Annotated in this window: 23 protein-coding genes; 10 read left to right on the forward strand and 13 right to left on the reverse strand. The window is 71.0% G+C overall.

All coding sequences use genetic code 11. The annotated features are described in order from the left end of the window. Positions 1-364: 364 nt before the first annotated feature. Both QFZ67_RS33485 and QFZ67_RS33490 read right to left on the reverse strand, forming a co-directional pair. Entirely contained in the window at positions 365-880 is a 516-nt protein-coding gene (locus QFZ67_RS33485; RefSeq protein WP_307664775.1) for a DinB family protein, read from the reverse strand. Positions 881-920: 40 nt separating this feature from the next. Then, entirely contained in the window at positions 921-1,514 is a 594-nt protein-coding gene (locus tag QFZ67_RS33490) for a TetR/AcrR family transcriptional regulator (RefSeq protein ID WP_307664776.1), read from the reverse strand. Positions 1,515-1,620: 106 nt separating this feature from the next. Here QFZ67_RS33490 and QFZ67_RS33495 point away from each other — a divergent pair, with 106 nt between their 5' ends. Next, on the forward strand, positions 1,621-2,865 hold the full coding sequence (locus tag QFZ67_RS33495) for an FAD-dependent monooxygenase (RefSeq protein ID WP_307664777.1): 1,245 nt from the start codon (positions 1,621-1,623) through the stop codon (positions 2,863-2,865). Then, positions 2,862-3,767: a Gfo/Idh/MocA family protein gene (locus QFZ67_RS33500; RefSeq protein ID WP_307664778.1), complete on the forward strand. Its 906-nt coding sequence runs from the start codon at positions 2,862-2,864 to the stop codon at positions 3,765-3,767. Before QFZ67_RS33495 ends, QFZ67_RS33500 begins: the two co-directional genes overlap by 4 nt. On the opposite strand, the gene lnt is transcribed toward QFZ67_RS33500, so the two are convergent. From lnt to QFZ67_RS33515, 3 genes are all read right to left on the reverse strand, one after another. After that, complete coding sequence (gene lnt, locus QFZ67_RS33505; RefSeq protein WP_307664779.1) at positions 3,691-5,358, reverse strand: apolipoprotein N-acyltransferase; 1,668 nt, start codon at positions 5,356-5,358, stop codon at positions 3,691-3,693. The genes QFZ67_RS33500 and lnt overlap by 77 nt on opposite strands. A 94-nt stretch (positions 5,359-5,452) precedes the next feature. Then, positions 5,453-5,911, reverse strand: a complete 459-nt coding sequence (locus tag QFZ67_RS33510; protein ID WP_307664780.1) for a nuclear transport factor 2 family protein — start codon at positions 5,909-5,911, stop codon at positions 5,453-5,455. A gap of 62 nt (positions 5,912-5,973) precedes the next feature. Further along, on the reverse strand, positions 5,974-6,969 hold the full coding sequence (locus QFZ67_RS33515; RefSeq protein ID WP_307664781.1) for an aldo/keto reductase: 996 nt from the start codon (positions 6,967-6,969) through the stop codon (positions 5,974-5,976). 82 nt (positions 6,970-7,051) lie between these two features. Here QFZ67_RS33515 and QFZ67_RS33520 point away from each other — a divergent pair, with 82 nt between their 5' ends. Next, entirely contained in the window at positions 7,052-7,669 is a 618-nt protein-coding gene (locus QFZ67_RS33520; protein WP_307664782.1) for a flavin reductase family protein, read from the forward strand. A gap of 3 nt (positions 7,670-7,672) precedes the next feature. On the opposite strand, the gene QFZ67_RS33525 is transcribed toward QFZ67_RS33520, so the two are convergent. The 5 genes from QFZ67_RS33525 to QFZ67_RS33545 all read right to left on the reverse strand — a co-directional run bounded on the left by QFZ67_RS33525 (position 7,673) and on the right by QFZ67_RS33545 (position 13,002). Continuing rightward, positions 7,673-8,848: a methyltransferase gene (locus QFZ67_RS33525; RefSeq protein ID WP_307664783.1), complete on the reverse strand. Its 1,176-nt coding sequence runs from the start codon at positions 8,846-8,848 to the stop codon at positions 7,673-7,675. A gap of 47 nt (positions 8,849-8,895) precedes the next feature. Continuing rightward, a complete protein-coding gene (locus tag QFZ67_RS33530) occupies positions 8,896-9,069 on the reverse strand; it encodes a hypothetical protein (RefSeq protein ID WP_307664784.1) in 174 nt (57 codons plus the stop codon). Between the two features lie 53 nt (positions 9,070-9,122). Beyond that, a complete protein-coding gene (locus QFZ67_RS33535; protein WP_307664785.1) occupies positions 9,123-9,998 on the reverse strand; it encodes an undecaprenyl-diphosphate phosphatase in 876 nt (291 codons plus the stop codon). Between the two features lie 106 nt (positions 9,999-10,104). Then, positions 10,105-12,150 carry an ABC transporter ATP-binding protein gene (locus tag QFZ67_RS33540; RefSeq protein WP_307664786.1) on the reverse strand — a complete coding sequence of 682 codons (2,046 nt, stop codon included), beginning with the start codon at positions 12,148-12,150 and terminating at the stop codon, positions 10,105-10,107. Between the two features lie 147 nt (positions 12,151-12,297). Next, entirely contained in the window at positions 12,298-13,002 is a 705-nt protein-coding gene (locus QFZ67_RS33545) for a TVP38/TMEM64 family protein (RefSeq protein WP_307664787.1), read from the reverse strand. Positions 13,003-13,051: 49 nt separating this feature from the next. On the opposite strand from QFZ67_RS33545, the gene QFZ67_RS33550 reads away from it, so the two are divergent. The 3 genes from QFZ67_RS33550 to QFZ67_RS33560 all read left to right on the forward strand — a co-directional run bounded on the left by QFZ67_RS33550 (position 13,052) and on the right by QFZ67_RS33560 (position 16,123). Beyond that, positions 13,052-13,750 (forward strand): DNA alkylation repair protein, encoded by a 699-nt coding sequence (locus QFZ67_RS33550; protein ID WP_307664788.1) that lies wholly within the window; start codon positions 13,052-13,054, stop codon positions 13,748-13,750. A 287-nt stretch (positions 13,751-14,037) separates the two neighbouring features. Continuing rightward, positions 14,038-15,207 carry an elongation factor Tu gene (gene tuf, locus QFZ67_RS33555; RefSeq protein WP_307664789.1) on the forward strand — a complete coding sequence of 390 codons (1,170 nt, stop codon included), beginning with the start codon at positions 14,038-14,040 and terminating at the stop codon, positions 15,205-15,207. 70 nt (positions 15,208-15,277) lie between these two features. Further along, positions 15,278-16,123, forward strand: a complete 846-nt coding sequence (locus QFZ67_RS33560; protein WP_307664790.1) for a spermidine synthase — start codon at positions 15,278-15,280, stop codon at positions 16,121-16,123. Here QFZ67_RS33560 and QFZ67_RS33565 read toward each other — a convergent pair. Both QFZ67_RS33565 and QFZ67_RS33570 read right to left on the reverse strand, forming a co-directional pair. Continuing rightward, positions 16,085-17,392: an MFS transporter gene (locus QFZ67_RS33565; RefSeq protein WP_307664791.1), complete on the reverse strand. Its 1,308-nt coding sequence runs from the start codon at positions 17,390-17,392 to the stop codon at positions 16,085-16,087. The two genes, QFZ67_RS33560 and QFZ67_RS33565, sit on opposite strands and share 39 nt — an antisense overlap. Before the next feature lie 41 nt (positions 17,393-17,433). Beyond that, positions 17,434-18,489, reverse strand: coding sequence for a hypothetical protein (locus QFZ67_RS33570; protein WP_307664792.1), 1,056 nt, complete (start codon positions 18,487-18,489; stop codon positions 17,434-17,436). Positions 18,490-18,598: 109 nt separating this feature from the next. Between QFZ67_RS33570 and QFZ67_RS33575 the strand changes: the two genes are divergently transcribed. The 3 genes from QFZ67_RS33575 to QFZ67_RS33585 all read left to right on the forward strand — a co-directional run bounded on the left by QFZ67_RS33575 (position 18,599) and on the right by QFZ67_RS33585 (position 20,399). After that, on the forward strand, positions 18,599-19,036 hold the full coding sequence (locus QFZ67_RS33575) for a DUF4442 domain-containing protein (protein WP_307666067.1): 438 nt from the start codon (positions 18,599-18,601) through the stop codon (positions 19,034-19,036). Between the two features lie 106 nt (positions 19,037-19,142). After that, positions 19,143-19,805: a DedA family protein gene (locus QFZ67_RS33580; RefSeq protein WP_307664793.1), complete on the forward strand. Its 663-nt coding sequence runs from the start codon at positions 19,143-19,145 to the stop codon at positions 19,803-19,805. A 60-nt stretch (positions 19,806-19,865) separates the two neighbouring features. After that, positions 19,866-20,399, forward strand: a complete 534-nt coding sequence (locus QFZ67_RS33585; RefSeq protein WP_307666068.1) for a gamma carbonic anhydrase family protein — start codon at positions 19,866-19,868, stop codon at positions 20,397-20,399. 31 nt (positions 20,400-20,430) lie between these two features. Here QFZ67_RS33585 and QFZ67_RS33590 read toward each other — a convergent pair whose 3' ends face one another. Next, positions 20,431-20,958 (reverse strand): ATP-binding protein, encoded by a 528-nt coding sequence (locus tag QFZ67_RS33590; RefSeq protein ID WP_307666069.1) that lies wholly within the window; start codon positions 20,956-20,958, stop codon positions 20,431-20,433. 88 nt (positions 20,959-21,046) lie between these two features. Here QFZ67_RS33590 and QFZ67_RS33595 point away from each other — a divergent pair, with 88 nt between their 5' ends. Further along, the gene (locus QFZ67_RS33595; RefSeq protein WP_307664794.1) at positions 21,047-23,878 is read left to right on the forward strand and encodes a LuxR C-terminal-related transcriptional regulator; all 2,832 of its coding nucleotides are present in this window, start codon (positions 21,047-21,049) and stop codon (positions 23,876-23,878) included. The last annotated feature ends 233 nt before the right edge of the window (positions 23,879-24,111 follow it).

A 24,111-nucleotide genomic window follows, 5' to 3' on the forward strand; every position in this document is an offset into this window, starting at 1 on the left:
TGTGACGGGCGGCGGGAGCCGGCTCCGCTGGGGGAGCGGCGGTTTGGGCCAAGGGTGCAGTCAGGGGCGGGGGCGCCAGGACTTCGCGGGCCGGTCGCTGCACGATCTGCGGCGCCACAGCCTGTGCCGGGCGGCCGCTGTGGGACGGGGGTGCGGGCACGGGCTCCGGCTGCACGGCCACACAGCCGGACACGGCCCAGACGGCCACCCCTGCCAGGACCTTCGCGGTGGTTTTTGGTCGGTGCACCCTCGCAACTCTGCTGTGCGCGGGGCACGTTCACAGTCTTACAGGCACACAATGGCCCGCACGGGTGACGCTGGTCTGCCCCCGTCAACCCTCGGTCAGCCTCCCGCCAACTCCCGGTCAGTCGCCCGTCGCGCCGTCGATCCGTTCACGGATCAGATCCGCGTGGCCGTTGTGGCGCGCGTACTCCTCGATCATGTGCGTCATGATCCACCGCAGGTTGTAGCTCTCCCCGGTGCGGCGGGACTTCGCCTTGCCCACATCGTCGAGTCCATGGGCGGCGGCCAGCTCCCGCGCACGTGCGATCTCGGCCTGCCAGGCGGCATACGCCTCGGCATAGGTGTCCTGCTCGGTGAAGTGGAAGTCGCCGTCATGGTCGCCTTCGCTGTAATAGAGCGGATCGAGGCCCTCCCCGGCGAGTATGTTGCGGAACCACGCCCGCTCGACCTCCGCCATATGCCGTACGAGTCCGAGCAGCGAGAGCTCGGAGGGCGGCGCGGACAGCTCCTTCAGCCGGCTGTCGTCCAGGCCAGCACACTTCATTTCCAGCGTCTCGCGATGGTATTCCAGCCAGCCGTCGAGCATCTCGCGCTCGCCCGCGGTGGTGGATGGTTCGGTCCGTTCAGGTGTCGTCATGGCGATCATCCTGAGGTACGCGCCCCCGTGCCGCCAGGGCTTATTCGCCGAGCATTCCGCGCAGCAGCTCGGCGAATCCGGTACGCAGCTCTGCCACGTCGGGGAGGGCGGAGTGGTACGACCCCACCGCGCAGGAGAACATCAGCCCCTCGCACCAGGCCACCAACGACAGGGCGTGGCGCTCCGGTTCGGGCGAACCTGCCGCCGCCATGAGGGCGTTGAGCGGGGCGCGGAACTGGCTGCCCGTCGCGTCGTAGAACTCCCGCAGCTCGGGCCTTCGCGTCGCCTCCAGCGCCAGCTCGTAGCGGGAGACGAGCAGTTCGCGGTGGCGGGTCAGATAGCGGTGCAGGGCCGACGCGAGCGCGTCGACAAGGCCCCTGGTGCCGCCGTCTGGCACGGGCATCTCGTCGGGGGTCAGGACGGCCGCCTCGCGCTCCGCCAGCCGCCGTACGGCCGCCTCCAGCAGCGCCTGCCGGGTGCGCGCGTAATTGGACGTCGAGCCCTGGGGGAGTCCGGCCGCCTCGTCCACGGCGCGGTGGGTGAGCCCGCGCATCCCGCGCTCGGAGAGCAGCCTCAGCGCGGCGTCGGCGATCAGTTCGGCACGGGCAGTGCTCGTGGTGGTGGGTGCGGCCATGCGAACAATCTACCGTCGGAACTACAGCTGTAGTACGGTGAGTTTCACTACAGGTGTAGTGGGCGGGCCGGCGAACCGACACCAAGGAGCCAACCGAGGAGGAGCCATGCCCAAGCCCCGAGCCGTCGTCATCGGCAGCGGAATCGGCGGACTGACCGCCGCCGTGGCCCTGCACCAGAGCGGCTGGCAGGTCACCGTCCTGGAGCGCGCCGAATCGCTGGAACCGGTCGGCGCCGGGATCGCCCTCGCCCCCAACGCCCAGCGCGCACTCGACGTCATCGGCCTTGGCGACGACATTCGCGAGCTGGCCGCCTGGCAGGGCGACGGCGGCATGCGCAATCCCGGCGGCCGCTGGCTCTCCCGTACGAACAGCGCCGCCGCGGCCGAACGATTCGGCGGACCCCTCGTGCTGGTCCACCGCGCCACCCTGATCGACCGCATCGCGTCCCGGCTGCCCGCCGGCGCAGTGCGCACCGGCAGTCCCGCGCAGCTCTCCGACCCCGGTGTCACGGGTGGCCGCCCGGCCCGCGTGACCACCCCCGAGGGGGAGATCGAGGCCGACCTCGTCATCGGTGCGGACGGCATCAACTCGGGTGTGCGCCGCGCCCTCTTCCCGGACCACCCCGGCCCCGCCTACTCCGGATTCACCACCTGGCGCGTCGTCGTCCCCGCGCCCGACCGTCCCTTCGAGCCGCACGAGACCTGGGGCCCCGGCACGCTGTGGGGCACCCAGCCGCTCAAGGACGGCCGGATCTACGCGTACGCAGCCGCAGTCGCTCCCGCCGGAGCCCGCGCCGCCGACGACGAGAAGGCCGAACTGCTGCGCCGCTTCGGCGGCTGGCACGATCCCATCCCCGGGATCATCGCCGCCGCCGAACCCGGCCAGGTGCTGCGCAACGACGTCCACCACCTCATCGACCCGCTGCCGTCCTTCCACCGCGGCCGGACCGTGCTGATCGGCGACGCGGCCCACGCCATGGCGCCCACCCTCGGCCAGGGCGGCAACCAGGCCATCGAGGACGGCATCGTGCTCGCCCACCACGCGGCCCCCGGCGGCGACCTGGGCGCGGGCCTCGCCGCGTACACGGCGCTGCGCCTGCCGCGCACCATGGGCATCGTCCGCAAGGCCGCGAAAATCGCCCGGCTGATGTCCCTGACCAGCACTCCGGCCGTCGTGGTGCGCGACACCCTGATCTCCGTCGTCTCCCGGCTCGGACCCGGCCTCGTTCTGCGGACCTTCGACGGCATAGCCGACTGGCGGCCGCCGCAGCGCACGTATGCTGCCGGTGCACAGGACGTACGCGACGTACACGACGGACAACCGGCACAGCGCCAAGGGAGGCCCCTGTGAAGGTCGGCTGCATCGGGCTCGGAGACATCGCGCAGAAGGCCTATCTGCCCGTGCTCACCACCCTGCCCGGGGTCGAACTGCATCTGCAGACCCGCACTCCCGCCACGCTGGCGCGGATCGCCGAGAGCCATCACATCCCCGCCGAACGGCGCCACACCGGCCTCGACTCACTGCTCGCCCAGGACCTGGACGCCGCCTTTGTGCACGCCCCGACGTCCGTGCACGCCGAGATCCTCACCCGGCTGCTCGAAGCGGGTGTGGCGACGTACGTCGACAAGCCGCTCGCGTACGAACTGGCCGACTCGGAGCGGTTGGTGAGCCTCGCCGAGGAGCGCGGCACCAGCCTCGCCGTCGGCTTCAACCGCCGCCTCGCGCCCGGCTACGCCCAGTGCATCGAGCACCCGCGCGAGCTGATCCTGATGCAGAAGAACCGCGTGGGCCTCGCCGAGGACCCGCGCACCCTCGTCCTCGACGACTTCATCCACGTCGTCGACACCCTGCGCTTCCTCGTCCCCGGACCGGTCGACCACACCGACGTACGGGCCCGGATCGTCGACGGCCTGATGCACCACGTCGTGCTGCAGCTGTCCGGCGACGGCTTCACCGCGATCGGCACGATGAACCGGATGAGCGGCTCCACCGAGGAGATCCTCGAAGTATCGGGCCAGGACACCAAGCGCGAGGTCCGCAATCTCGCGGAGATCGTGGACCACAAGGGACAGCCGAGCCTTCGGCGGCGCGGCGACTGGGTGCCGGTCGCCCGCCAGCGCGGCATCGAGCAGTCGGTGCTGACCTTCCTCGACGCCGTACGCGCCGGAAAGTTCCTCAGCGCGCAGGACGCCCTGCGGACTCATGAGCTGTGTGAACGGGTGGTTCGGCGAGCCCTGGAGCAGGCCGCCTGAGGGACCGGGCACCCTCGGTCGCGCAGAGCGCGGCGAGGACGGCGAGCGCGCCGTAGACCGGCCAGTCGCCGAACCTGACATACAGGGTCGTGCCGCGGGCGAGCGGGATGTCGTAGACCGCCGCGGTGCTGCTGTCCGTGCCCAGCAGGCCGCCGACCCGCTCGCCGTCCGGCCCGTACACCGCGCTGACGCCGGTGAGCGTGGCATGCACCATTGGCCGCCCGCTCTCGGCAGCCCGCAGCGCCGCCAGCGAGGCGTGCTGCTCCGGCGCCCAGCTCCCCTGGAACGACGAGGTCGCCGACTGGGCGATCAGCAGCTGCGCGCCGTCCCGGGTAAGCCGCCGGCTCATGTCGGGGAACGCCGACTCGAAGCAGACCAGCGGGCCCAGCCGCAGCCCGCCGTCGCCGGGCAGCACCATCACCACCGGGCGGCTGCCGCGCAGCCGGTCCTCGCCCGCGGCCTTGCCCACCGAGGTCGCCCAGCCGAGCACCGCGCGGGCCGGGACATACTCGCCGAAGGGGACCAGCCGCATCTTGTCGTAGCGGTCCCCGGTCGGGCCCTGCGGGCCCACGAGGACCGAGCTCTTGAAGATCCCGGCCGGGCCCGTGCCGCCCGCGCGCCGGGCGTCCACATTGACCAGCACCTCGGCCCCGACCGCGCGCGAGAGCACCGCGAGACGAGCGGCCAGATCGGGGCGCTCGCGCAGATCCGCGCCGACACTGCTCTCGCCCCAGACCACCAGATCGAGGTCCTGCCCGGCCAGTTCGCGGGTCAGCTCCTCGCTGCGGGCAAAGCGGCGCTCGACGCTCTGTATGCCGTTTACGACTCCCGGCTGGACGACCGCAATTCGCGCCCGCCCCGACTGCACTGGCTGCGGAACCCACATCCAGACCGCTGTGGTGGTGAGCGCACATATGAGGCCGCCACCTACCGCGGCCGTACGGGCGTGCGGCACCGCTATCAGCACGGTGATCGCCGTGTTGATGGCCAGCACCAGCAGACTCACCAGCCACACACCACCCACCGAGGCGAGCCGCAGGGCGGGGGAGACCTCCCACTGGCTCGCCCCGAGCAGACCCCAAGGTCCGCCGAGGCCCTCCCAGGACCGGGCCAGTTCGATCATCAGCCAGCCGGAAGGGACGACCGCGAGGGCCGCGGCCGCGCGCGCCGGCGACGGGGTCCCGCCGAGGAGCGACCACACGAGCCACCCCCAGGGCCCCCACATCAGCCCAAGGAGCGCGGCAACCACGACGAGGAACACATGCAGGCTCGGTATCAGCCAGTGGTGCACGGCGATCATGAAGCCGATGCCGCCCAGCCAGCCCTCGACCGCCGCACGGCGGCCCGTCGGCGCGGACCGCACAAGCAGCATCCACGGCACCAGCGCGGCATACGCGAACCACCACAGCGACGGCTCGGGAAAGGCGAGCGCGGGCAGCGCACCGGCAGCCACCGCGGCCGCGCCGCGCCACCGCGGGGACGACAGCGCCCGCCGCGCGAGCGGCTCCCTCTCGCGCCGCTCCCCATGCTCCTGCTGCTCGTGCCCCTCCAGCCCCTCCCGCCGCTTCGGCCGGCCGACCGGAATCCGCATGCCGCGCCTCCTCGTGCTGCCTCGAAGGGCCCGCGAGCACTGTTCCCCTCCAGTGTGCGCGAGCGGGACCTGCACCGACAGGGCGCCCTGGGCGTCAGCCGCCGTCCGGCGCCCCCGCGGCTCGCCGCCACTTCTCGTGGATCACCACGGTCCGCAGCCGCCAGCCCGCGTCCGTACGCAGCAGACTGAACGCGTACCGGCCGCCGGAGAAGAAGTCGTCCCCCGACTCGAGACGCATCGGGTTCACATAGTCGGCCTGCACCTCCGCACGGTCGCCCGGATAGCCGCCCAGGTCCTGAATGTGCAGCCGCCGGTTGACGATGAGGTGCTGTCGCACCGGGAAGAGCCGCAGCGTCTGAGCCAGCCAGTCGGCGACTTCGGCGGCCGGGCCCTCGATCCCTCCCGAGCTGCGGTAGTCGGCGCGCCCCTCCCGCGCGAACAGCGCCCGGTAGGCGCTCCAGTCGGCATCGTCCACGGCCACCGCGTAACTGGTGACCAATTCGTCGATGGACAGCCGGTCCATCACGGTCGCGAGATCTACGCGCTGCGTCATCGGGTCAGTTTCGGGCAGTGAGCGCCCGACGCCAAGGGCTGTGCACGCCAGTCACCCGCTCTTCACCCGCTCTTGGTCAGCAAACGGTCGATCTCCGTCAGTTCGGCGTCCGAGAACCCGGGCGCGTCGAGCGCCCCCAGATTCTGTTCCAGCTGACGGACGCTGCTCGCGCCGACGAGTACGGAGGTGACGCGGCTGTCCCGCAGCAGCCACGCAAGCGCCATCTGCGCGAGCGTCTGGCCGCGCTCCCGGGCCAGCGCGTCCAGGGCCCGTAGCAGTTCTCGCCGCTCGTCGGTCAGGACGTCGCGCGTCAGATAGCGTCCGGCCGCCATCCGCGAGTTGGCAGGAACCCCGGTGAGGTAGCGGTCCGTCAACTGCCCCTGCGCGAGCGGCGAGAAGGCGACGAGACCCGCTCCCGCGGCCTCGGAGGCCGCCAGCAGTCCGTCCTCGATCCCGCGATCGAGCAGCGAGTACGGATGCTGATTGACCAGCAGGGGAGTGCCGAGCTCCGTCAGGATCGCGGCGGCCTGCCCGGTCCGGGCCGGGCTGTAGTTCGAGAGACCGGCGTACAGCGCCTTTCCCTGGCGTACGGCGGTCTCGAGCGCGCCCATCGTCTCTTCGAGCGGAGTGTCGGGGTCCGGCCGGTGCGAGTAGAAGACATCGACGTACTCCACGCCGAGCCGGCGCAGCGACTGGTCGAGGCTCGCCAGCAGATGCTTGCGCGAACCCCACTCGCCGTACGGCCCCGCCCACATCTCGTTGCCGGCCTTCGTGGCGATGAACAGCTCGTCGCGGTACGGGCGGAAGTCGGCCCGGAAGTGCACGCCGAAGTTCGCCTCGGCCGTGCCGAAGGGCGTGCCGTAGTTGTTCGCCAGGTCGAAGTGCGTCACACCGAGGTCGAACGCCCGGCGCAGCACGGCCCGTTGGGTCTCCAGAGGACTCGTGTCACCGAAGTTGTGCCACAGACCCAGGGAGATCTCCGGCAGCCGGACCCCGCTGTTGCCGCAGCGGCGGTAGCGCATGCCGGCGTACCGGCCCTCATCGGCGACGTACGTCATCTGCCCAGCTCTCCTCCGCCGTGGACGGGCCCGCCGGAGCGCGAACCCGCTGACCTTGCGTGTCACCCGCCATACTGCCCCCATGCGCATCGACTACGACCCCGCCCAGTGCGACCGCGACACCTTCTACCGGCTGCTGACCGCCACCGTCGTCCCGAGGCCCATCGCCTGGGTCTCCACCACATCGGCCGACGGCACCGACAATCTCGCCCCGCACTCCTTCTTCACGGTCTCGTGCGTGTCGCCGCCGGTCGTGCAGTTCACCTCCGTCGGCCGCAAGGACTCGCTGCGGAACATCGAGGACACCGGCGCCTTCGTGGTCAACTTTGCGCCGGAGGCGCTCTTCGAGCAGATCAACGCGACCGCCACCGATTTCCCGCGCGGCATCAGCGAGTTCGACGCGGTCGGCGTGGAGCGCGAGGCGAGCCTGCGTGTGAAACCGCCTCGCGTCGCGGCATCGCCGGTAGCCCTGGAGTGCGAACTGCACAGCACCGTACGGCTGGGCGACTCGACCGTCGTCTTCGGCCGGGTGGTGCATGCGGCGATCACCCCGGAGGTCATGGCTGACGGGCACCCCGAGGTGACGAAGCTGGCTCCGCTGACCCGGCTGGGCAAGGACGAATGGGGCACGCTCGGCGACGTACGCGAGATCTCCCGTGTTCCGTACGCGCAGTGGCAAGGCGGCGGCGCGCCCCGCTGACCGCTACTTCTTGACGGCCCGCAGGACCACGAACTTCGGGTCGGAGGCCACGACTTCGCAGTTGCCGAAGAGGCGGCGGAGCTTGACGTGGTACCCGAGGTGCCGGTTGCCGACCACCCACAGCTCGCCCCCGGACCGCAGCGCGCGACGCGCCCCGCCGAACATCCGGCGGGCTGTCGCGTCCGTCGTCGCCTGGTGCGAGTGGAACGGCGGGTTGTTCAGAATCAGGTCGACCGAGTCGGCCGGCACCCCGGACAGTCCGTCGCCCACCAGGAATTCGGGATTCGCGTCCGAGTCGACGTTGTCGCGGTATGTGGCCTCGGCCGACGCCACCGCGGAGAACGACTCGTCGATGAACGTCACCGAGGCCTCCGGATTGGCCAGCGCGGCCGCCGTGCCGATCACGCCGTTGCCGCAGCCCAGATCCACGACCCGCTCCGCGCCGCTGCGCTTCGGCAGATTGCGCAGGAAGAACCTGGTGCCGATGTCGAGCCGCTCGGCGCAGAAGATGCCCGCGTGATTGGTCACGGTCCGGCCGGCGAGCGCCCCGGCATCGGCGGGCAGCGCGTACCGCAGCGGCCAGGGCCCGGCGGTGCGGGCCAGCCCCGGGGCGGGCGTACAGAAGATCAGCCGTGCCTTCTTCACTGCCAGCGTGGTCCTGGTCGCACCGATGATCCGCTCGAACAGCTTCAGCGTGGAGGTGTGGATCTCGGTGACCATGCCGGTGCCGACGACGACGGTGTCCGCGTGCACGGCGGGCGCGAGGCGGTGCAGCTGGTCCTCCAGCAGCGCGAGGCTCTTGGGCACCCGGACCAGCAGTACGTCGATGCGCTCCGGCGGCATGTCCCTGACCGACAGCAGCCGCACCGCGTCCGCGTCGACGCCATTGCGCGCCAGATTCGCGCGGGTCGCCTGCTGGCCGAGGAAGGAGTCGGTGATCTGTACGGGGCTGTGCTCGGCGAGCGAGGTGGCAAGGGCGCCCCACCGGTCGCCGACGACGACCACGGTGCCGGAGAGATCCGTGGGCCCGGCGTCCTCGATCCCCTTGAGCGGCTCGTCCCCCTTGAGCTGCCTGAGGAGGTACTCATCGGCGGCGTCCCAGGCGCGGAGCGGGTCGCTGGGGTCGTCGGGGAAGCGGGCGAGGTCGAACCCGCCCCATGACGTCGTCAAACGGTTCATTGTGCACTCAGGCTAGCCGAGCGCTCCGCGGGGCGGTCGGCCCGCGCTCACGCCGCTCGCTCGACGGCCTCGAGCGTCGCCGCGGCCCACTCCAACACCAGCGCCTCGTACTCCGGCCGCCGGTCGTCGGGCAGTTCGCCGTCCGCCCAGAGCTCACGGATCCGGACATTCAGCTCGGCGGCGGACAGTGCAGTTTCTGACTCGCGGGGAAACGGCGACATGGCGACAGGCTAAGGCCTCGGTACGACAGCCGTCTCCACCGCGACAGACGGGATCAGCCGGCCGACTCACCCGCGTGCGGGCTCAGCGCATCCGTTCCGACCAGGATGAACAGCACGATTCCGAGCAGAATGCGGTAGATCACGAACGGCATGAAGCTCTTCGTAGTGATGAACTTCATGAACCAGGCGATCACCGCGTAGCCCACCGCGAAGGCGATGATGGTCGCGAATATCGTCTGCGGCCAGGCAACATGCCCGCCCGCGCTCGCGTCCTTCAGCTCGAAGACGCCGGATGCGAGCACGGCCGGGATCGCCAGCAGGAACGAGTAGCGGGCCGCCGCCTCACGGGTGTAGCCCATCAGCAGACCGCCGCTGATGGTGGCGCCCGAGCGGGAGACGCCGGGGATCAGGGCCATCGCCTGGCAGACGCCGTAGATCAGACCGTCCCGGACACCCAGCTCCTGGAGGGTCTTGCGCTGCTTGACCACGCGGTGCTTGCCGCCGGCCTCGTCGCGGGCGGCAAGGCGGTCGGCGATGCCGAGCACGATGCCCATCACGATCAGGGTCGTGGCGATCAGCCGCAGATCGCGGAACGGGCCCTCGATCTGGTCCTTGAACGTGACGCCGAGCACACCGATCGGGATCGAACCGACGATCACGAGCCAGCCCATCTGCGCGTCGTGGTCGCTGCGCAGCGCCTTGTTCGTGAGGGAACGGAACCAGGCGGAGACGATCCGGACGATGTCCTTGCGGAAGTAGATCAGGACAGCCGTCTCCGTGCCGATCTGCGTGATCGCCGTGAACGCCGCGCCCGGGTCGGGCCAGCCGGCGAAGGCGGCGGTGAGCCGCAGATGCGCGCTGGAGGAGATGGGCAGGAATTCGGTCAGCCCCTGGACGAGCCCGAGGATGAATGATTCGAACCAAGACATGGAAAACTACGCCACCCAAGAAATGATCACGGTCTGACGGCGCGTAGCGTTCCCGATCATGCGCCAGTTGTGAGGAAGCGTAGCGTCCCCGGATGTCGCGGCTTCGTCAGCCCCCGTGGGATCTGCCTTGCGCGGCATCGCCAGTTGGGGCCGACGCCGTGTTCTGATCCGCGGGCAGCCGCCTTTTCTGGGTGGGCAGCGCGGGACTCTCCACCGCGTACTGCGCCGCCTGGATCCCGTACAGATCGCGGAAAACCTTCGGTCCTTCGACCTCGTCGGAGAGCAGCTCGGCGAAGGTGCCGCTCTCCACAACCCGGCCGCGGTCCAGCACATGGATCAGGTCCGCCGCCCGGACCGAGCCGAGCCGGTGTGTGATGAGGATGACTGTCTGGCCCGCGTCGGCGAGCCGGCGGATCTGCTCGAACAGCTGCTGCTCCGCCTTCGCGTCGAGCGCGGAGGTCGGCTCGTCGACGATGAGGATCTCCCCCGCCCGATAGTGCGCGCGGCCCAGGCCCAGGCGCTGCCACTGGCCGCCGGAGAGCTGATGGCCGCCCTTGTAGCCGCGGGCGAGGAGCGTCTGCCATCCGCGCGGCAGCTCCTCGATGAGCTCGTCGGCCCCCGCGTACTGAACGGCGCGCTCCAGCCGCTCCTGGCTGAGCGGTGCTTCGGGACGTCCGATGCCGATGTTGACGGCGGCGGTGAAGGGCCAGCGGTAGAAGTCCTGCCCGACGACGGCCACGCGGGAGACGAGCTGCTGCCGGTCGGCGTCGGCGGCGTCCACGTCGTCCCACATAATGCGGCCCGAGTCGGGTCGGTAGAGCCCGCACAAGAGCTTGACCAGGGTGGTCTTGCCGCTGCCGTTCTCGCCGACGAGCGCGATGATCTTGCCGGTGGGGAAGGTCAGGCTCGCGCCGTCCAGGGCCCGCTTGTTGTCCTTGCCCCGATAGGTGAAGACGACGTCCTCGAAGGTGATCCGGGCCGGGGCCGCGGGCAGCGGCAGCCCGCCCACCGGGATCGCGCGGTCGGCGGCCTCCGCGCACAGCCGGTGCAGGTCGCCGACGAACAGGCTCTCCTCGTGCATGAAGTTCACCTGCATCACCAGGTTCTGCAGGCTGGAGGATCCACTGCGGATGGCGAGCACGGCCGTGCCGCCGACGGACAGGGCCATCGCCCCGGTCCAGAGCAGTCCGCCGAGCGTGGCGTACGCGGCGGCCGTCGCGAGCCCGGTCCAGCCCGCGGCGATCAGTCCCGTACGGGCGGCGAGCCGGGCCAGCCTGTGCTGCTCCGCCTCCTGCGACTGGGACATGGTCCGGAAGTGGTGGAGCAGAAAAGGGCCGACGTTGTGGACACGGATCTCGGGAGCGGCCTCGGTGGTGATCAGCAGCTGGCTGATCAGCTGCCCGGCCCGCGAATGCTGCACCCAGGCGTGGAAGGACACATAGCGCCGCCGTGCCACGGAGAGCGCGGCCCAGGCGCTGGGCAGCGTCATGACCACGAGCAGCGGCAGCAGCACGGGATGGAGTACGGCGAGAACGCCGGCCGCGGCGACCAGCGACAGCAGGGCGTTGATGACGTTGGTGCAGTACTTCACCATGCGGCGGGCCGAACCCGCACCGTACGAGGCGCTGTCGAGGAGTTTGTGGAACTCCTCGTCCTCGACGGCCTCGAGCTCGACATTGGCGGTGTGCTTCAGATACCGCTCGGTGGCCACCCGCTCCACCTTCGGCTCCAACTGCCCGGTGCCGGCGGTGGACTGGGCCCGCAGCACCGCGCCGACCAGAGCCGCCGCTCCTGCCACGGCGAGTGCCGGAGCGGCTTCGGTGAGCCGGTCGGCGGTGCTGCCGGTGCCCAATAGATGGGCGAGGACGCGGTTCACGGCGATGAGCCCGACCGCCTGGCAGACGCCGCGGCCGATCTCGGCGAACGCCACCAGACGCAGCGCCCCCTTGTCCGCCTCCCACGCCAACTGGGCTGTGGTGGCCACCAGATGGGGCAGCCGGGTCACCATGGACCGTAGGTTCAGCTGGAGGAAGGCCTCTTCGTGCTTGTTCCAGCCCATGTCGTAGCGCAGTGGTCCGCCGAAGAGTAACTGCTCGGACTCGGAGGGCTGTTCGCTCGGTGTTTCAGTGGCATGAGTGCTGCGCTCGGCCATGGGCGCTCCTGTCGGGTGGGTGCGGACCAACGGTCGGAGAACGCACCTGATCACCGCCTCGTCACGGGGAACAAGGGGCTATTTCCCGTACGACAGTTCGACCTGGGAGGGGAGGCGCAATGGCCGTAGGCGCACGGCGCAGGGGAGTCAGTGCCCCCGCAGCCGGTGCCGCTTGCGCCAGGCGATCACGCCCGCGGCAAGACCGGTCACCACGATGAAACCCATCGCGATCAGAAACGCCGGAGAGGTCGGGGAGCCCGCCCGGCTGCCCGCGACGACGTACGCGGCCGTGTTCGGGATCGAGCCGAGTCCCGTCGCCAGCAGGAAGGGCACATAGCCCATACGGGAGACGGCGGCGCAGTAGTTGGCCGCGGCGAACGGCACCCCCGGAAAGAGCCGCAGCGCCAGCATCGAGCGGAAGCCGTGCCTGCTCAGCTGGGTGTCGGCCGCCTTCAGCCAGCGGCCCCGCAGCAGCGGCCGCAGCGCGTCCTGCCCCAGCAGCCGGCCGAGCGTGAAGGAGATGCCCGCGCCCAGCACCGTGCCGGCGAGCGCCGAGACCAGGCCGGCCTGCGAGCCGAAGAGCGCGCCCGCCGCCAGATTGAGCAGCGGTCGCGGTACGAAGGCCGCCGTGCACGCCCCGTACGCGACGCCGAACATCACCACCGCCGCGGCGCCGCTCAGCTGCGGCGGCCAGCCTGCCGACAGCAGCTGCTGCGGCTCGTACAGCACCACCGTCACGGCCGCCGCGGCCAGCATGGCCACGAGCAGCGACAGCCGCGACCACGGCGAGAACAGCGCGCGGGTGCAGCGGACGGCGAGGCCTGATGCCGGCCTGGGGACGGGGTCGAGCATCCGGGGAGACTAACCGACAAAGGGATGTGATCGCCGTAATGTGAGCGCCATGACCCGCGCCGTCCCGCAGAGCGATCTCGCCGACACCGTCATGGAGAGGCTCACCGCCGTGTACCCGACCGGCGCGGACGCGACCCGGGCCGCGGGGGCCGCCGCGTACATGAAGGGCATCGCGCCCTTCCTCGGTCTCTACACACCCGATCGCCGCGCCCTGTCCCGCACCGTCGTCGAAGGAACGCCGCGGCCCGACGAGGCCGACTGCACGGCCATCGCCCTGCGCTGCTGGGAGCTGCCCGAGCGGGAGTACCACTACTTCGCCGTCGACTACCTGCGCCGCCATGTGGGGCGCTGCTCCTCCGTCTTCCTGCCGACAGTCCGCCGGCTCGTCGTCACCGTCCCCTGGTGGGACACCGTCGACGCGCTCGCCTCGCACGTCGTCGGCCCGCTGGTGAGTGCCGATCCCAAGCTGAAGTCCGACATGGACGCCTGGATCGACGACGACAATCTGTGGGTCGCGCGCACCGCGCTGCTCCACCAGCTGCGCTACAAGGACGCGACCGACGCCGACCGGCTCTTCTCCTACTGCCTGCGCCGCGCCGACCACTCCGACTTCTTCATCCGCAAGGCGATCGGCTGGTGCCTGCGCGAGTACGCCAAGACGGATCCGCAGGCGGTGCGCGACTTCGTCGACGGCGCCCGCGACCGGCTCGCGCCGCTGTCCGTACGAGAAGCCACCAAACATCTGTGACCTGCTGAACTCCCGTACAAGGAAAACCATTCGACGCGGCCGGGGCCGTGAGCGAATATCGACGACATGTTCCGGTACGCCTTCCTCGCAGCGCCGTCCGCAGTCGCGGACGCGCCGAAGGCTGCCGCATTCCCCGCAGCGGCCGCAGCCGCTGCCGCAGCGCCCTTCGGCGGCGCCCGAAGCTGACCCTTCCCGGATCGTCCGGCGGACCCCACAGGGGGAGGGTCGGCAAGGCCCAGGGGTCCCCATCACGCTTCGAGTTCCGAGGAAATCCGAGGGAAACAGCCATGCCCAAGACGGCATACGTGCGCACCAAGCCGCACCTCAACATCGGCACCATGGGCCACGTCGACCACGGCAAGACCACTCTCACCGCCGCCATCACCAAGGTCCTCAGCGAGCGCGGGACCGGCACGTTCGTGCCGTTCGACCGGATCGACCGGGCGCCCGAGGAGGCGCAGCGGGGCATCACCATCAACATCGCGCACGTCGAGTACGAGACCGACACCCGGCACTACGCCCATGTGGACATGCCCGGCCATGCCGACTACATCAAGAACATGGTCACCGGAGCCGCCCAGCTCGACGGGGCGATCCTCGTCGTCTCCGCGCTCGACGGGGTCATGCCGCAGACCGCCGAGCACGTCCTGCTCGCCCGCCAGGTGGGCGTCGACCACATCGTCGTCGCGCTCAACAAGGCGGACGCGGGCGACGACGAGCTCACCGACCTGGTGGAGCTGGAGGTCCGCGAGCTGCTGACGGCCCATGGGTACGGCGGCGACGCCGCGCCGGTCGTCCGGGTGTCCGGACTCAAAGCGCTGGAGGGCCACCCACGCTGGGCCGGGGCCGTCGAGGCGCTGCTCGACGCTGTCGACACGTATGTGCCGATGCCCGTCAGGTACACGGACGCGCCGTTCCTGCTCCCGGTGGAGAACGTCCTCACCATCACCGGGCGCGGCACGGTCGTCACCGGCGCCGTCGAGCGCGGCACCGTCCGCGTGGGCGACCGGGTGCAGGTCCTCGGGGCCGACACCGAAACGGTGGTCACGGGACTGGAGACCTTCGGCAAGCCGATGGAGTCCGCGGAGGCCGGGGACAACGTCGCCCTGCTGCTGCGTGGCATGGCGCGCGACGCGGTCCGCCGAGGGCATGTGGTGGCGGCGCCCGGCAGCGTCGTACCAAGCCGGCGCTTCACCGCGCAGGTGTACGTACTCTCGGGCCGCGAGGGCGGCCGCACCACCCCGGTCTCCACCGGCTACCGGCCGCAGTTCTACATCCGCACCGCGGACGTCGTCGGCGACATCGACCTCGGTGAGTCGGCGGTCGCGCGGCCCGGCGACACGGTCACCATGACCGTCGAGCTGGGACGTGACATCCCGCTGGAGCCCGGCCTCGGCTTCGCGATCCGCGAGGGCGGCCGCACGGTCGGCGCCGGCACGGTCACCGCACTGGTCTGATCCGGCCCCGGCAGGCCTCCCGCACCTCACGGGAGGCCGGCCGGGGCACATGTCCGGGCACAATGAGACGGTGAACGAGCAGATCCCCGTCCTGCGTGACGTCGACGGCGGCACCGCCAAGCTGATGCCCGACGTCGACCGGGAGCGGGCCTGGCTGCTGACGGTGGACGGCGCACCCCAGTCGTACGTCGACCTGGACGCGCCCACCCATCTGGAGTTCGAGTACGCGCAGCGCCTCGCCCATGTCGTCGACTGCGCCGCGGACGAGGGCGTACCGCTCGATCTGCTCCACCTCGGCGGCGGTGCGCTGACCCTGCCCCGCTATGTGGCCGCGACCCGGCCCGGCTCGCGCCAGGACGTGGTGGAGGCGGACCGCGGACTGCTGGAGCTCGTCGCCGAGCATCTGCCGCTGCCCGCGGGATCGGGCATCGAGGTGCACGGCGCGGATGCCCGCGCCTGGGTCGAAGCGGCCCCCGCGGACTCGGCGGACGTACTGATCGCGGACGTCTTCGGCGGCTCGCGGGTACCGGCCCATCTCACCTCGGTCGAGTACGCACGGGCGGCGGAGCGCGTCCTGCGCCCCGGCGGGATCTACGCGGCCAACCTCGCCGACGGCGCGCCCTTCGCCTTCCTCCGCTCCCAACTGGCCACGTTCGCCGCGGTGTTCGGCGAGCTCGAGCTGATCGCCGAACCTGCCGTGCTGCGCGGCCGGCGCTTCGGCAACGCCCTGCTGCTCGCCTCGCACATCCCCATCGACACGGCCGCCCTGGCCCGCCGCACCGCCGCCGACGCCTTCCCGGCGCGGGTCGAACACGGCCCCTCGCTGACCCGGCTCATCGGCGACGCGACGGCGGTACGGGACGCGGACGCGGTGGCGTCACCCGATCCGCCCGACGGCGCTTTCAGCGTCGGCTGAGGGCGGTACGGCAGTGCCCACCGCGACCTCCTTGGTACGGCGGGTCAGATTCCGTACATCCGGCACGAACAGCACCGCGGCGGTGACCAGCACCACCAGCGCCGCGCACCCCCACAGCGACTCGCGCCGCCCCAACAGGCTCTCCGCGGGACCGGCGAGCGCGGTGGCCAGCGGCAGCATGGCCACGGAGCCGAACCAGTCGTACGCGGAGACCCGGGAGAGCATGGCCTCCGGGATCTCCTGGTGCAGCGCCGTCATCCACGCGACCCCGAACACCTCGATCGCCACACCGCTGAGAAGCATCACCGCCGCGAGTCCCGCGACTGGCAGCGGTACGGCGAGCGCGGCCGACGGCGCGGCCAGCGGGAACACGCACAGCGTCCCGGCGAGCAACATCCGACGGGGCTTCCAGCGCATCATCAGCAGCGCCCCGCCGAGGGTGCCCACGCCGAACGCGGCGAGCGCAACGCCCCAGGGGCCCGCGCCGCCGAGCTCGTCCCGGGCGACCAGCGGCCCGTAAACCGACTCGGCAGCCCCGACGACGGCGACGACCACCGAGAACTGGGCGACGATGCCCCACAGCCACGGCCGGCTGCTGAACTCCTTCCAGCCGTCCCGCAGATCGGCCAGCAGCCCGCCGCCGGGCCGGCGCGGGCCGATATGGCTGACGTCGAGGAATGCACGCAGCGCGCCCGCGACCGCGAATGCCGCTGCGTCCACGGCCAGCACCCACCCCGGACCGACCGCCGCGATCAGCGCGCCGCCGAGCGCGGCACCGCCGATGGCCGCGCCATGCATGGCCATACGGAACAACGCGAAGGCCCGGCCGGCCTGTTCGCCGCTGACGCTGGACATCAGCATGCCCTCGGCGGCCGGGTTGAAGAACGCCTGGCCGGTGCCGCAGAGCGCGGTCAGCAGCATCATCTGCCACAGCTGCGGATCGCCGGCCAGGACGAGCACGGCGAAGACCGCCTGCGATACGCAGTTGAGCGCGTTGGCGGCGACCATCACGCGGTGCCGCGGCACCCGGTCGGCGATCGCGCCGCCGATCAGCAGAAAGAGCACGAGGGGGAGGGTGCGGGCCGCCGCGACCAGACCCACGTCGCCGCCGTCCCCGCCGGACTGCAGAACCGCGAACGCCGCCGCGATCAGCGCACCATGGGTGCCCAGGCCGGTGACGATCGCGGCGGCGGTCAGCAGGGTGTAGTTGCGTCCGGCCCATTCGGGGCGGCGCGCACGGCGGCGGAATCCGGCGGCGGGAGTGGTCACCTCGGGACTATCCCCGCTGCCGGACCGTCGTGCCAAACGGATTAGCCGGTGGGCGTGCCCGCCAGCCGAACCGTGCTCAGGATCTGCGCGATGGTCGCGTCCGGGACCTCGTCCTTGACGCCGGTGTTGGCGTACAGGACCCAGCTCTTGAAGTCACCCTTGCTGTCCTTGAAGGTGAAGGCGATCGACTTGCCGTCGGTCTCGCACTTGTTCTCCTTCTTGACACCGAGCGCGGTGGCCGTCGCGACACTTCCGCTGAGGCCGGACTTGGTGGTGTACGGCTTGGCCTTGGTGATCTTGACCGTGCCCTTGGGCTCGGTCTGCGCGTAGCCCGCCCACACCCAGTTGCCGGCCTCGTTGTAGGCGGCCGTGGCACTGTCGGTGGCGCCCTTACCGCCCTTGGTGCCGACCGAGCTCTGGCCCCACGTCTCGAGCTTGCCGTCCTTGTCGGTGTCGAACGTGCACCACTCGGACTTGTAGTGGGCCGGAGCCGACATGACGACGACCGGCGAGCCGTCGCCCTTCTTCTCGTCCTCGAAGAAGGTGCTGATGCTCGAACCGGCCACCTCCCAGGAGGACGGGACGTCGAACTGCGTGCCGTGCTTCGGGTTGGTGACGACCTTCCAGCCCGCGATGGTCGGCTTGCCCTCATCGCCGCCGCGGGGGTTCTCGGTCGGCGACGCGGGAGCCTGGCTGGGCTTGTCCGTCGCGGGCGTCTTCGAGGAGCTGACCTTGCTGCCCTCGTCCTCGGTGCCCTTGTTGTCGTCCTTCAGCACGATGACGCCCGTGACCACCGCAGCCGCTACGACCGCCGTGGCCGCGACGATCGCGACGATGGTCGTCTTCTTCTTGTTGTCCTGCGGCGGCTGGGGCCCACCGGGCGGCTGCCCGGGCACGCCGTACTGCTGCACAGTCGGCTGCTGGTACGGGTTGGGCTGCTGCTGGTAGCCCGGCTGCTGGTGCCCGGGCTGCTGGTGCCCGGGCTGCTGGTAGCCGGGCTGCTGGTACGGATTCGGCTGTTGGTACCCCGGCTGCTGGTACGGGTTCTGGTCCTGCGGGTTCTGCTCGCCCCCGGGCGGCTGCTGTCCTGGCCACATGGCGGGTAACGATAGAGGTGCCGCGTCACGGGGGCTACGGCCGCCCCCGACCAGGGGATGGCCAACAGCGCTACTCGTGGGTAACATTCCATCCATGAGCGCTGATCAGATGTCCGTCGGCGAGATGCTCGCCGCCACCGTCCCCATGGCCCGGACCCTCAACCTGGAGTTCGTGGAGACCACCGCCGAGCGTGCTGTCGTCCGCCTGCCGGACCAGCCCGACTTCCACAACCACGTCGGCGGACCGCACGCCGGGGCGATGTTCACGCTCGCCGAGTCCGCGAGCGGCGCGATCGTCATCGCCGCCTTCGGCGACCAGATGACGCGCGCCGTGCCGCTCGCCGTCAAGGCGGAAATCGGCTACAAGAAGCTGGCGATGGGCGTCGTCACGGCGACCGCCACCCTGGGCCGTCCCATCGCGGACGTGGTCGCGGAGCTGGACGCGGGCGAGCGCCCGGAGTTCCCGGTGGAGATCGCCATTCAGCGCGCGGACGGCGCGGTGACCGGCGAGATGACGATCGTGTGGACGCTGCGCCCGAACGCCTGAGGCCCTAGGGACTGGTCCATCGCTGACCAGGTAGGCTGCCCGGCGTGCGCCGACGAGGGGCGTACGCCGGGCAGCACAGGCCCAGTGAACTCGGGAGGAGCCGGCGTTGCACGTCCAGGAGTGGCTCGAGACCGTCCCTGCGGTCAGCATCTACCTCCTGGTGGGGGTGGTCATCGGGCTCGAGAGCCTCGGCATCCCGCTGCCGGGCGAGATCGTCCTTGTCAGCTCGGCGCTGCTGGCCTCACAGCACGGGGACATCAATCCGTACATCCTCGGCGCCTGCGCGATCGCCGGTGCGATCATCGGCGACTCGATCGGGTACGCCATCGGCCGCAAGGGCGGGCGCCCACTGCTGACCTGGCTCGGTGGGAAGTTCCCCAAGCACTTCGGCGACGCGCAGATCGCCATGGCGGAGCGGTCGTTCGAGAAGTGGGGCATGTGGGCCGTTTTCTTCGGCCGCTTCGTCGCCCTGCTGCGTATCTTCGCCGGGCCGCTCGCGGGCGTGCTGCGGATGCCGTACTGGAAGTTCCTCATCGCCAATGTCTTCGGCGGGATCCTCTGGGCCGGCGGCACGACCGCCGTCATCTACTCCGTCGGCGTGGTCGCCGAGGCCTGGCTCAAGCGGTTCTCCTGGCTGGGACTGGTCCTCGCCGTGCTGATCGGACTCACCTCGATGCTGGTGCTCAAGAGCCGCGCCAAGAAGGCGGCCGCGCAGGTGGAGGCCCGCCCTGCCGTGGCCGAACCGGAGCCCGTGCCCGCCGCCGACTGAGCGGTCCGAGATGAACCGGCCCCTGAGTCCATGAACGTGTCCATGAACGAGGAGAAGGCGATGGCAGGTCAGGCGCTGATCGCGGGGGTGGGCGGCAAGGAGCCGAGCATCGCGCCGGACGCCTTCACCGCTCCCACGTCCGTCGTGATCGGTGAGGTCACCATGGCCGCGGGCTCCAGCGTCTGGTATCACACCGTGCTGCGCGCGGACTGCGGTCCCATCGTCCTCGGCGCCGACACCAACATCCAGGACAACTGCACGGTGCATGTTGACCCGGGCTTCCCAGTCACTGTGGGCGAGCGTGTCTCGGTCGGCCACAACGCCGTGCTGCACGGTTGCACCGTCGAGGACGACGTACTTGTCGGCATGGGGGCGACCGTCCTCAACGGCGCGCACATCGGCGCCGGCTCGCTGATCGCGGCGCAGGCGCTCGTACCCCAGGGGATGCGCGTCCCGCCCGGCTCCCTGGTCGCGGGCGTGCCCGCCAAGGTCAAGCGCCAGCTGACCGAGGAAGAGCGCGAGGGGATCAAGCTCAACGCCGCGATGTATCTGGTGCTGGCCAAGGGCCACCGCGAGGCGTCCGAGACGGACTGAGCGCCGGGGACCTGACCCCGGCCCCTCGCGGCTAAACCGAAGGCCCGCCGTACCGGGCGGGCATGACGATCTCCGCCACCACCACGCTGCCGGCGTCCAGACGGCGTGTGGTGATCCGTGTCGCGAAGGACTCCACCAGCCCCAGCCCATGACCGCAGTCGGCATGCGCGTCCAGCGGCTCCTGACGCCGCACCGGGCGGTGCTTCCACCGCCCGCCGTCCCTGACCTGGGTCGTCAGCGTATTGCCGCGGACCTTGATGGCCACCGCGACCCACGGGCTGCCGCTGTGCAGCACCACATTGCTGACCAGCTCGGTGACGATCACCGACAGCGCCTCGTGGAAGTCGTCGGCCAGCCGCCAGCGGTGCGCCGCGGCGCGGGCGAAATGTCTCAGCATGCGCACCGCTTCTGGTGTCGCCGACATCGCACACTGGGCCAGACCCGAGATTCCGCCATGCGGCACAAGGCCGGAAGACGGAGGGTGGGAGGACTCCTCTGATGCGATCACGTCGGCTCCTTTTTTGCCCAGGGGATGCCCGAGCGGCAGCTCTACGCTCATGGTCGCCGCGTACTCGCGCAATTGGGGAGACTGAAGTACGGATACGTAAAGAAATGAAATGACCGGAAATGTCGAGGAGAGTGAGCCGGTGAGCACGCTCAGTGACGAGGCCTGGGAGCGGTGGCTGAAACAGACGCTCGCCCATCCCACCCGGCAACCGGCACTGCTGCTGATCGAGGGATCGGCCGGAGTCGGCAAGAGCCGACTGGTCGACCGGCTGCTCGAGGCCGCGGAGACCGGCCCGCGACCACGCGTCGTCCTGACCTTCACCGCGTCCGGCGTCGCACTCGCCCACCACGCTGTCCGCTCGGCGCGATCGGATGCGGGCAGTGGCCAGGCCGCCGGGCGAGCGCGCCACGGGCCGCTTCCACTGCCGCCGCGCCTCTACCCGGACGCCGCCGCGCTCGCCAAGGACCTGGTGCCGCTGCTGGAATCCGACGGTCCAGTCCTGCTGATCGCCGAAGACGTGCACCGCGCCGACCGGGGCGGCCAGGAGCTGCTGCGACGAGTGCTGGAGCGGCCGCCCACCGGGCTCGCTGCCGTACTGGCCTACCGGCCCGAGGAACTGGCCGAGCCCGGACTGGTCCTCGGCCGGGCAGTGACCTATCCCGCCCGGCTGTCGCTGTTGCGAATACGTCTCATGCCGCTCGACGCCGAACAGGTGCGCCTGATGGTCGAGGAACGGCTCGGCGCCGAGAGCTGTCCGCCGGAACTGGTCGCCCGCATCCATGAGCGCTCGGCCGGCGTGCCCCAGGTAGTCGTCGACCTGGTGCGCCAGCTGGAGGACGTGTGCGGACCGAAGGAGCGGTACACCGCCAAGGACGTGGACGCCACGGGGACGCCCGTACGGCTGGCCGAGCTGGTCCTCGGCCGCCTAGCCGCGCTGCCGGAGGAGCACCGGGCCGTCGTCCGGGCCGCGGCGGTGCTGGACGAGCCCAGCAGCGCCGAGGATCTGTACGCGGTGGGCGCGCTGCCCGCCGAAACCGGTCGGCAGGCACTCGTCGCGGCCCTGCGCAGAGCCGTACTCCAGGAGACCGGCCGGGACGTGTACGGCTTCCCCTCGCCGCTGGCGGGCGCGGCCGTCTACGAGGAAATGCCGGGGCCTCTGCGGCAAGAGATGCACCGCCGGGCGGCCGACGTGCTGGCGCAGCGGCAACCGGTGTCGTGGACTCGGCTCGCGGAACACCGGCACCGCGGCGGGCGGCTGCGCGGCTGGCTGAGCGCGGTCGAGCGGGCCGCGCGGGAGTGCGCCGAGGCCGGTGAGCATCAGACGGCGATCGACCTGCTGGAGCACGCGCTCTCCCACCACGCGGTCCCCCGGGAGATGCGGGCCCGGCTCGCGCCGCTGCTTGCACACAGCGCGGTGCTGGGGCTGCACACCGACCAGACGGTGCAGGTCCTGCGGCAGATCCTCGACGAGCAGTCCCTGCCTCCTGCCGTACGCGGCCAGATCCGGCTCGACCTGGGGCTGGTCCTTTACAACCAGGCGGGAATGGGCCTGCAGGGCTGGGTGGAACTGGAGCAGGCGGTCGGCGAGCTGGCGGAACGGCCGGCGCTCGCCGCGCGAGCGATGTCGGCGCTCGCCATGCCCGTCATGTCCCCGGTCCCGCTGGAACGCAACCTGCACTGGCTGGAGAAGGTCCAGAAGCTGGCTGCCCACAGCGACGACGCCGAAGTGCGAACGGCGGTCGCGGCCAACACCATCGCCGTGCTGCTGGAGACCGGGGACCCCACGGCATGGGACGTGCTGGAACGGCTGCGCACCGACACGGACACCGATACCGACCACACCGAGCGGCTACCGCATGTGGCCCGGGGTCTGGTGAACGGCGCGGACGCCGCCCTGTGGCTGGGGCATCCGCAGCGCGTCGGGGATCTGCTGGAGGAAGGGCTGGATCTGGCGGCCCGCAGCGGAGCCTCCTACGTCGAGCAGGACGGGCGTGGCAGCGGCCTGCTGCTGGACTGGTTCACCGGCCGGTGGACGGGACTGTCCGGGCGGGCCCGGGCCTTCGTCTCCGAGACCGGCGTCATGCCGGGACCCGCCGCCGACGCCCGGGTCGTCCTCGGCATGCTCGCCCTGGCCCAGGGCGAATGGCAGCAGATGGCGGCCTGGCTGTCGGGCGACGGGCATCCGCTGCCCGTCGGCTCGCCGCTGCCGCATGTGGCGGCGGCCGCCGGTGCGTTGATCCGGACCGCCCTGGCCCGTGGCGACGTCGACACGGCGGCGTCCGAGGCGGCCGCGGCGTGGGACAGGGTGCGCGACAAAGGCGTCTGGGTGTGGGCGGCGGAGCTCGCGCCCTGGGCAGTCGAGGCGACAGCCCGGGCAGGCCGCCAGGAAGCGGCCCAGGACATGGTCGCCGAGTTCGAGACCGGGCTGAAGGGAAACGTCGTCCCGTCGGCCGCCGCCGCACTCCACTGGTGCCGCGGTGTCCTGGCGCAGACGGCCGGCGAACAGGCCCTGGCGATACCCCACTTCCGCCGGGCGGCGGCCGTGTACGCCGAGATGCCCCGGCCGTACGCGGTGATCCTCACCACCGAGGCGGCCGCCCAGTGCACGCTGGAGTCGGGCGCGGACGCCGAGGCCGCGGCCGGCGCCGTCGAAGACCTCGCCTCCTGTGTGCAGCAACTGACGGAAGTGGGCGCGGGTTGGGACGCCGCGCGGGTGCGGGCCACACTCCGTGCCCACCAGCCCGCGACCGAACAGCGCCGTCGCGGCCGCCCGAGCTACGGGGACCAGCTCTCCCCCCGCGAACAGGAGGTCATCGACCTGGCCAACGCGGGGCTCACAAACCGGGAGATCGCCGCCACCCTGCACCTGTCGCCGCGTACGGTCGAACAGCACGTGTCCCGGGCCAGGCGGAAGCTCGAATCGCAGTCCCGGCAGCAGCTGAGCCGGACCTGGAACACCCGCCCCGGCTGATTTATTTACGTATCCGTAGATCGCCTCCACGGATAGGCGCGTGTCTGCGCCCGGGCTTAGCTTCCAGGCACCGAAAAGCGGAATGCACCGTTGCCGCGTCTGATCGCGGCAGCCGGAGTGCCCGCGTTCGGTGCTGTGCCCGGGTTGCCGGAATGCCGGGCGAGTGTGCGCCACAACCCCACCTAGGTGGCTGCCCTCGTTGCGGCAAGGGGAGACCCGGCCCCGGGCACGGT

The sequence above is a fragment of the Streptomyces sp. V1I1 genome, assembly GCF_030817355.1.
Lineage (GTDB): Bacteria > Actinomycetota > Actinomycetes > Streptomycetales > Streptomycetaceae > Streptomyces.

What these genes read in the sequence shown, in the direction of transcription:
- QFZ67_RS33485 (WP_307664775.1), bottom strand. Translation starts at nt 880, where the DNA reads ATGACGACACCTGAACGGACCGAACCATCCACCACCGCGGGCGAGCGC.
- QFZ67_RS33490 (WP_307664776.1), bottom strand. Translation starts at nt 1,514, where the DNA reads ATGGCCGCACCCACCACCACGAGCACTGCCCGTGCCGAACTGATCGCC.
- QFZ67_RS33495 (WP_307664777.1), top strand. Translation starts at nt 1,621, where the DNA reads ATGCCCAAGCCCCGAGCCGTCGTCATCGGCAGCGGAATCGGCGGACTG.
- lnt (WP_307664779.1), bottom strand. Translation starts at nt 5,358, where the DNA reads ATGCGGATTCCGGTCGGCCGGCCGAAGCGGCGGGAGGGGCTGGAGGGG.
- QFZ67_RS33510 (WP_307664780.1), bottom strand. Translation starts at nt 5,911, where the DNA reads ATGACGCAGCGCGTAGATCTCGCGACCGTGATGGACCGGCTGTCCATC.
- QFZ67_RS33515 (WP_307664781.1), bottom strand. Translation starts at nt 6,969, where the DNA reads ATGACGTACGTCGCCGATGAGGGCCGGTACGCCGGCATGCGCTACCGC.
- QFZ67_RS33520 (WP_307664782.1), top strand. Translation starts at nt 7,052, where the DNA reads ATGCGCATCGACTACGACCCCGCCCAGTGCGACCGCGACACCTTCTAC.
- QFZ67_RS33525 (WP_307664783.1), bottom strand. Translation starts at nt 8,848, where the DNA reads ATGAACCGTTTGACGACGTCATGGGGCGGGTTCGACCTCGCCCGCTTC.
- QFZ67_RS33530 (WP_307664784.1), bottom strand. Translation starts at nt 9,069, where the DNA reads ATGTCGCCGTTTCCCCGCGAGTCAGAAACTGCACTGTCCGCCGCCGAG.
- QFZ67_RS33535 (WP_307664785.1), bottom strand. Translation starts at nt 9,998, where the DNA reads ATGTCTTGGTTCGAATCATTCATCCTCGGGCTCGTCCAGGGGCTGACC.
- QFZ67_RS33540 (WP_307664786.1), bottom strand. Translation starts at nt 12,150, where the DNA reads ATGGCCGAGCGCAGCACTCATGCCACTGAAACACCGAGCGAACAGCCC.
- QFZ67_RS33545 (WP_307664787.1), bottom strand. Translation starts at nt 13,002, where the DNA reads ATGCTCGACCCCGTCCCCAGGCCGGCATCAGGCCTCGCCGTCCGCTGC.
- QFZ67_RS33550 (WP_307664788.1), top strand. Translation starts at nt 13,052, where the DNA reads ATGACCCGCGCCGTCCCGCAGAGCGATCTCGCCGACACCGTCATGGAG.
- tuf (WP_307664789.1), top strand. Translation starts at nt 14,038, where the DNA reads ATGCCCAAGACGGCATACGTGCGCACCAAGCCGCACCTCAACATCGGC.
- QFZ67_RS33570 (WP_307664792.1), bottom strand. Translation starts at nt 18,489, where the DNA reads ATGTGGCCAGGACAGCAGCCGCCCGGGGGCGAGCAGAACCCGCAGGAC.
- QFZ67_RS33575 (WP_307666067.1), top strand. Translation starts at nt 18,599, where the DNA reads ATGTCCGTCGGCGAGATGCTCGCCGCCACCGTCCCCATGGCCCGGACC.
- QFZ67_RS33585 (WP_307666068.1), top strand. Translation starts at nt 19,866, where the DNA reads ATGGCAGGTCAGGCGCTGATCGCGGGGGTGGGCGGCAAGGAGCCGAGC.
- QFZ67_RS33590 (WP_307666069.1), bottom strand. Translation starts at nt 20,958, where the DNA reads ATGAGCGTAGAGCTGCCGCTCGGGCATCCCCTGGGCAAAAAAGGAGCC.